We start from the raw sequence: 1,527 nt of genomic DNA, 5'->3' as shown, positions 1-1,527 counted from the left end.
TTGGATGCTTCTTCCACGTTTTCCGGTTCTGTGCGGTGGATGAAGCGTATTCCGTCGGCCTGGGCCACGATGACTGTCAGTGAATGTGCCAGGACGTCGTGGAGCTCCCCGGCGATTCTGTTGCGTTCTTGTTCGATGGCGAGTTCGGTCGCGGTCTCCCGCAGCCGTGTTTCCGCCGCGAGCTGCGCCCTTCGGCTCCTCGAGGCGTTGTTTACTGCCACACCGACGGCCCAGGCGGCGAGGTTCAGGGCGGCGAAGGCTCCAAAGATCAGAAAGGCGTAGGTGAGGGTTCGCAGTAATCCCCTGCCGTAGATCGGGCTGGCGAAGATGATGTTGATCCAGGTCTGGTCGGTGAACCAGTTGACGGTGATGATGCCGGCAAATACGACAGCAGCAACGGGGAGGACCCACCGGTTCCGGGCTTTCCAGCCGATGACGGCGACAAAGATGACCACCGGAACGACAGCGTAGCTCAGCACGCCCGAGAGAAAGACCAACGGGAAAACCTTCAGGCTCTGCAGGGCCAAGGCGGCGAAAACCAGCCCCACGGCAGCGGCCGGCAGGACCTCGGCCACAGCGACGCCGGTCAGGAGCGCCAACAGAAGGGCGCTGTTCTGGTCGAAATGTCGCTCCTCCAGGATAAAGAGAGTCCCCAGAAGCAGCACGGACGTGGCCGGTGCCGCGAGGAGCCTCAGAGACTGGATCGGTTTGAACATGCCTTCACCCTAAGCTGGCGTCCACATCTCCAACGCTCGTTCTAAGTTAGTTCAACCCCGATAATGAACAACTTCAGCCATACGGATGACCGATCAGCCCGGCCCACCACATATTCAGGGCGTGCGGCGGCGCTCCGCGACCAGCCTGCGCTGCTCGGCCAGGGACTTGAGCAGCGGCGGAACCATGACTCCCTGGGCCGCCATTTGGCGCCGGACCTTCCGCCGGGTCACCACGATGGCTCCTGCTCCCCCGGCCAGCAGCAGGAACTGCACGCTCAGGGCCACGCGGAACGGATCCAGGCCGTAGAGCTCCCCCTGCGAGAACCCGGTGGCATGCAGGACGTCGAGCACCAGCCCGATCAGGTAAATGGACACGAGCGCGGCGATGAAGCCGCCCACGTTGACGATCCCGGTGGCGGTGCCGAGCCGGTGGGCCGGGTTGAAGGTCCGGGCGAAATCGAAGCCGATCATGGAACCGGGGCCGCCGACGGCAAGGGTCACCACGAGCACGGCCAAGAGCCAGAGCGGCGCTCGTCCCGGCACCAGCAGAACCGCCGCCCAGGCGGCAGCGGTGCATCCGGAAATGAGCAGCACCATGGTGGAGCGCCGCAGCGGATGCCGGGCAACGAATCTACCCATCAGCGGTCCGGCGGCGATGGCGCCGGCGACGTACAGCGCCATGAGGGCCGAGACCGTGCCGCGGTCCAGCCCCTCGGCCGAAATCAGGAAAGGGTAGCCCCACGTCATGGCAAAAACCGTGCCACTGAACTGGACGGTGAAGTGGCTCCACAGCCCGAGCCGGGTCCCGGGT

The 1,527-nt window shown here is 64.7% G+C and carries 1 protein-coding gene and 1 pseudogene; both read right to left on the bottom strand.

Annotation, left to right across the window (positions count from 1 at the left end; all coding sequences use genetic code 11):
- On the bottom strand, positions 1-716 hold a 716-nt coding region (locus LQV45_RS31620), incomplete at its 3' end, for a histidine kinase (protein ID WP_230011366.1).
- Between the two features lie 114 nt (positions 717-830).
- Positions 831-1,527 (bottom strand): annotated as a pseudogene (locus LQV45_RS31615) (MFS transporter); the annotation flags it as partial.

It is taken from the genome of Microbacterium sp. Bi128 (assembly GCF_918698205.1).
The sequence above is the reverse complement of the archived record's forward strand: the minus strand, read 5'-3'. Positions and strand labels throughout refer to the sequence as shown.